Source organism: Glycocaulis sp. (assembly GCF_052168375.1).
Taxonomy (GTDB): domain Bacteria; phylum Pseudomonadota; class Alphaproteobacteria; order Caulobacterales; family Maricaulaceae; genus Glycocaulis.
Window position 1 is genome coordinate 1 of the sequence record NZ_JBQLZR010000214.1, and the last position, 5,046, is coordinate 5,046.

Sequence of the window (5,046 nt, forward strand, 5' to 3'; positions counted from 1 at the left end):
CTCTGGACCCCCGCCTGCGCGGGGGTGACGAAGGTGGGGCGCGCCAACTCGGTTCCAGGCCTCCCTGTTCGCTCGCCCGGAATGACGAAGGGGAACAAGGGAGAGCCATGGATGGCCTGACACAGCATGTCAGTCCGGTTTCCCTTGAATACCAGCCCTCCCGCCATGATATACTGGCCGAAGCGTGGGTGCCTTCGCACCCGTCCGCTGCCCCTTTTGCAATGAGGTTAGTGAGACACCCATGAACCAGTTTTCCCGCACCGCCTACGGCGCAGGCTCGCTCGACACGTCCGTCGATGCCGGCCTTCGCAGCTTCATGCTGGGCGTTTACAACAAGATGGCCCTTGGCCTTCTCGTGTCGGGCGCCCTCGCCTTCCTGATCGGCAGCGCGATCTTCCCGCCGCTGACGCAAGCTGTGCTGAGCCCGCCGCTGATCTTCGTCATCCAGTTTGGCCCGATCGCGCTTCTGTTCGGCTCCATGTTTTTCATGCGCAACCCCTCCCCGCTGGGATCCGCCGTTCTCTACTGGGCGATTGTCGCCCTGATCGGTTCGGGCCTGTCCATCTGGGTCGCAATGGCAACGGCAGGCATTTCCGGCGAAACGATGGCCGGCACGCCGCTGAATGTCGACTTCACCACCATCGCGCAGGCCTTTGCCATCACGGCAGCGGCCTTCCTGGGCCTGTCGCTCTATGGCTACACGACGAAGACCAATCTGCAGCCGATCCGCGTCTTCCTGTTCATGGGCATGATCGGTGTCATCGCCATCGGCCTGATCAACAGCTTCTTCATCCAGTCCAGCGGCATGGAAATGATCATCCAGTTTGCTGTTCTGCTGCTGATGGCCGGCGTCACTGCCTGGCAGACGCAGAATCTGAAGCTGACCTATGCCGAGATCGCGGGCGACCAGCGCTCCATGGCCGTGATGACCAATTACGGCGCGCTGAACCTCTACATCGCATTCGTGAACATGTTCCAGGTCATCCTGATGCTGCTCGGCAATCGCGAATAGGCATTTTGCCAAGCCTGAATCTGAAACGCCCCGGTCAGTGACCGGGGCGTTTTTTGTTTTCTCTTGCCTTTCCGGAACTCGGCGCCGCTCACGCCAGCCTCAGCCTGGCCTTGTCGAAAAGTTTCAGCACCTGCGCCAGTTCATGGCCGCGCTTCAATATAGCGCCCGTGGCCGAAACGATCTTCCAAGCGCCCTGCTTTCGCGCATCCGCGGGCGTCTTGACGATGCGGTAGAGCGGGTATTCCGCTGCATGGCGGAAGACGGAGAACTCGGCCCGGTCCTTCAGCCCGTCAATCGCATAGTCGCGCCACTCCCCGGCAGCGACCATCATTCCGTACACCCGCAGGATCGTGTCCAGCTCGCGGCGATCAAACATCACCTTCGGCTCGATGGCCTGCGCGTCGGCTGCTCTCATGGCGTGGTCCGTAATGGCTACGAAAACCAGCTTGGGGGAATTTGCGCCGACTTACAAAGATTTCATGCGCTGCCACAGTCCGGCCTTATTCTGGCCGTCGCGCCGCCTCACCTGATCAGCATTTTCAACGGGCCGGCCGGTTCCGGGCGACAAGCCTGATCTGGATTTCAGCCCCCCCAGCCCCCCGGATCCGGGTTTGCCGGGCTGGCCGGTACACCTCCCCCCCATTCCGGTTATCCCTGACAGGGCTTGCATGTGGCGCTAGCCGCGCGGTCCAAGGCGCGCTATGGCTTGGAGCGTCTTTCCCGCCACCTTCAGGTTACTGCCGCCCCATGATCGACGCGCATGACCTCGTAAAACAGTTCGGCCCCACACGGGCCGTCGACGGGATCAGCTTTTCAGCCCGAACGGGCGAGGTGGTGGCGCTTCTGGGCCCCAATGGCGCAGGCAAATCCACCACGATGCGCATGCTGACAGGCTGTCTTGAGCCCGATGCGGGCACGGCCGCGATAGCCGGTCATGACTGCGTAACCGCGCGCCGTGCGGCGCAAAATGCGCTTGGCTATCTGCCCGAAGGCGCGCCCGCCTATCCGGCCATGACACCGCGCGCCTTTACCCGGTTTCACCTGCGTGTACGCGGCTTTTCCGGCAAGGCGCTGACCGAGGCTGCCGAGCTGGCGCTGGAACGCACCCGCATGGGGGATGCTGCGGCCCGGCCCATCGGCATGCTGTCAAAAGGCTTCAAGCGGCGCGCCGCGCTGGCAGCGGCCATCGCCCATGACCCGCCCGTGCTGATCCTTGATGAGCCGACTGACGGGCTGGACCCCAACCAGAAAGACGGGGTACGCGCGCTGATCGGCCTGATGGCGCCGGAAAAGACCATCCTCATCTCCACCCATCTGCTCGACGAGGTGGAGGCTATCTGCACGCGCGCCATCGTCATTGCGGCGGGCCGCATTGCGGCGGACACGACCCCGGCAGAACTGGTGAAGTCCGTGCCCGACATGACCCTTGCCGGTGCCTTCCGTCATCTGACCGGCCATAGTGCCGAACAGGCCGTCGCACGGGCGCGCGGACATAAAGGGCGGGTAACATGACCGCCTTGTGGGCCGTTTTCCGGCGTGAGCTTGCCGCCTATTTCGAAACCCCGCTCGCCTGGGTGTTCCTTTCCGCCTTTGCGATCGCCGCGCCCAGCTTTGCCTGGCATGTGGGCGGGCTTTTCGAGACGGGCCGGGCCGATCTGGCCCCGCTCTTCGACTATCTGCCCTGGCTTCTCATGGTGCTGATGCCCGCGCTCGCCATGCGTGCCTGGGCCGAGGAGCGCGAGACCGGCACGCTGGAAATGCTGCTGGCCGCGCCCATACCGCTCTGGGCAGCAGCCTTGGCCAAATTCCTCGCCGCCTGGGCGGTGTCGGGGATCGCGCTTGTCTCCAGCTTTCCGCTCTGGATCGCGATCAATTACCTCGGCAATCCCGACAATGCTGCCATTGCCACCGCCTATTTCGGCGCCATGCTGCTGGCGGCCGGGTATCTTGCCGTCTCGCAGGCACTCTCTGCCACCACGGCCAACCAGGTCATCGCCTTTGTCCTGGCCATGGGAGCCTGTCTTGTCCTGACCGCTGCGGGCCTCCCGCTAGTGCTCGATGCCGTGGCCGCGCGCCTGCCGGGCGCGTTTGCCGATGGCATGGCCGGGCTGTCTGCGCTCTCACGCTTTGATTCCATGCGCCGGGGCGTGATCAGCCTGGCGGACCTCATCTATTTCCTGTCGCTTATCGCCACCGGGCTGGCGATTGCCATGGCGCTGATCGATACGCGCCGGGGAGGGGGACGATGAATCCGGCCCGCCTCCTCGCCCTTACCGTATCGGGACTTGTTGCCGGCTTTGTCGGGCTGAACCTGCTTGCCGGTCTCTTCACCGATGGCATCCGCCTCGACCTGACCGAAAGCCGGCTCTACCGGCTGAGCCCGGCCACGCTGGAAGTGATCGACCGGCTCGATGAGCCGGTCACCCTCACTTTCTATTATTCGCGCGGCGAGGCGGCCCGCTATCCGGCACTGCGCGCCTATGGCGCACGCGTGCGCGAGATGCTGCGCGGGCTGGCGGCCCGTTCAGGCGGGCGCATCCAGCTTTCCGAGATTGATCCGCCAGCCTTTTCCGAGGCCGAGGATGCAGCCATTGCCGCCGGGCTGGAACCGGTCGAGACCGAGGGCGGCAACGCGCTCTTCTTCGGCCTGACGGGTGCCAATGCACTGGACCGCCAGCGGACAATCGCCTTTTTTGATCCGGCAGAGGAAGCGCGGCTGGAGTATGAGATCGTGCGCATGCTGGCAGAGCTGGAACGCCCGCGCTCCCCTGTCATCGCGATCATCTCCTCGCTGCCCTTTGCGCCGGGTCCGGATGGCACCTCGCCGAACCCTGTCATCGACGCGCTGGCAGACGGGTATGATGTCGTGTGGCTGGATGAAGGTTTCACGGCCATTCCCGATGCTGATGCCCTCTTCATCCTGCACCCGCCGAATTTGAGCGAAGCGCAGCTTTATCTGGTCGACCAGTTTGCCCTGCGGCATGGCCGTGTGCTCGCCTCGGTCGATCCGCTGGCGCATCTGGCACTGCGCACGGGTCCTGACGGGCTGCCGCCGATCAATGCGCTGCGCACCTCGCGCCTGCCGCGCCTCTTGACGGGCTGGGGCATTGGATATGATCCGAGCTATGTCGCCATGGACCGCGAGCACGGCTTGCCCGTGCAGGTCAACGAGGACGGGCGCACGCGCACGCGCGCCTATCCGCTCTGGTTCTCCGTGCCGCCTTCCGGGCTTTCTGATGCCTCGCCTGCGACAGCGGCGCTCTCGCAAGGCGTCAATCTCGGCTCGCCGGGCGTTCTGGTTCGGGCAGGTGAGGGCGCAAGCCTTTTGCCGCTGCTGGTGACAGGCGCAGACGGCGCGCGCCTTGATGCAGACATTGCCGGAGGCTCTCCCTCACCCGATACGCTCTACCGGGACTATGCGCCGGATGCGGGCGCGCCGCTGATGCTGGGCGTTCAGCGCTCCGGCATGATCACCACCGCCTTCCCTGACGGCCCGCCGGCGGGCGACATATTGTTCGAACCTTCGGCCCATCTGTCCGGACCCGCCGAGGCCGAGATCATCGTGCTGGCCGATGCCGACTGGCTGGATCCGGCCTTCTATGTGCGCGCCGGCGCGTCGGGCGGTGACCAGATGGTCGCTGACAACCGGGCGCTGGCCCTGAACATTGCCGATGCGCTTGCGGGCGATCCGGCTCTGGTCAGCCTGCGATCGCGGGCCGGCTCTGCCCGCCCCATGGTGCGTGTCGAGGCGCTGCGGGCCGAGGCGGAGGAGCGCTTCCGCACCCTGCAGGATGAGTTGCGCAGCGAGCTGGCCGACGCAGAAGGTTCGCTGGAACGTTTAAGCGCTGCCGGAGAAGCCTCGACGCTTGGCGGAGCGGCGGCGGCCAATGCCGCGCGCGCTGATGCGCTGCGCGAGCGTATCCTCGCCGCCCGCGCGGCGTTGCGCGATGTTGAACGCGGCTTCCGTACCGAAATCGACCGGCTGGAAAGCCGTCTGCAGTTCTGGACGGTGTGGCTGCCGCCCGTCCTCGTCA

5 protein-coding genes are annotated in these 5,046 nt (G+C 65.1%); 4 read left to right on the forward strand and 1 reads right to left on the reverse strand.

Annotation, left to right across the window (positions count from 1 at the left end; all coding sequences use genetic code 11):
- Positions 1-241 precede the first annotated feature (241 nt).
- Positions 242-1,012 carry a Bax inhibitor-1/YccA family protein gene (locus tag ACTS2Z_RS08520; RefSeq protein WP_442572789.1) on the forward strand — a complete coding sequence of 257 codons (771 nt, stop codon included), beginning with the start codon at positions 242-244 and terminating at the stop codon, positions 1,010-1,012.
- An 88-nt stretch (positions 1,013-1,100) separates the two neighbouring features.
- Here the strand turns inward: ACTS2Z_RS08520 and ACTS2Z_RS08525 are convergent, their stop codons facing one another.
- Positions 1,101-1,427: a DUF2794 domain-containing protein gene (locus ACTS2Z_RS08525; protein WP_442572790.1), complete on the reverse strand. Its 327-nt coding sequence runs from the start codon at positions 1,425-1,427 to the stop codon at positions 1,101-1,103.
- A 332-nt stretch (positions 1,428-1,759) separates the two neighbouring features.
- Here ACTS2Z_RS08525 and ACTS2Z_RS08530 point away from each other — a divergent pair, with 332 nt between their 5' ends.
- From ACTS2Z_RS08530 to ACTS2Z_RS08540, 3 genes are all read left to right on the forward strand, one after another.
- Positions 1,760-2,524 carry an ABC transporter ATP-binding protein gene (locus ACTS2Z_RS08530; protein ID WP_442572791.1) on the forward strand — a complete coding sequence of 255 codons (765 nt, stop codon included), beginning with the start codon at positions 1,760-1,762 and terminating at the stop codon, positions 2,522-2,524.
- A complete protein-coding gene (locus ACTS2Z_RS08535) occupies positions 2,521-3,261 on the forward strand; it encodes an ABC transporter permease (RefSeq protein ID WP_442572792.1) in 741 nt (246 codons plus the stop codon). The genes ACTS2Z_RS08530 and ACTS2Z_RS08535 overlap by 4 nt, the downstream gene beginning before the upstream one ends.
- A partial coding sequence (locus ACTS2Z_RS08540; protein WP_442572793.1) for a Gldg family protein occupies positions 3,258-5,046 on the forward strand: 1,789 nt, incomplete at its 3' end. The genes ACTS2Z_RS08535 and ACTS2Z_RS08540, both read left to right, overlap by 4 nt.

Excerpts from the sequence above, each read along its gene's own strand:
- ACTS2Z_RS08525 (WP_442572790.1), bottom strand. The coding sequence starts at position 1,427 with ATGAGAGCAGCCGACGCGCAGGCCATCGAGCCGAAGGTGATGTTTGAT.
- ACTS2Z_RS08520 (WP_442572789.1), top strand. The coding sequence starts at position 242 with ATGAACCAGTTTTCCCGCACCGCCTACGGCGCAGGCTCGCTCGACACG.
- ACTS2Z_RS08530 (WP_442572791.1), top strand. The coding sequence starts at position 1,760 with ATGATCGACGCGCATGACCTCGTAAAACAGTTCGGCCCCACACGGGCC.
- ACTS2Z_RS08535 (WP_442572792.1), top strand. The coding sequence starts at position 2,521 with ATGACCGCCTTGTGGGCCGTTTTCCGGCGTGAGCTTGCCGCCTATTTC.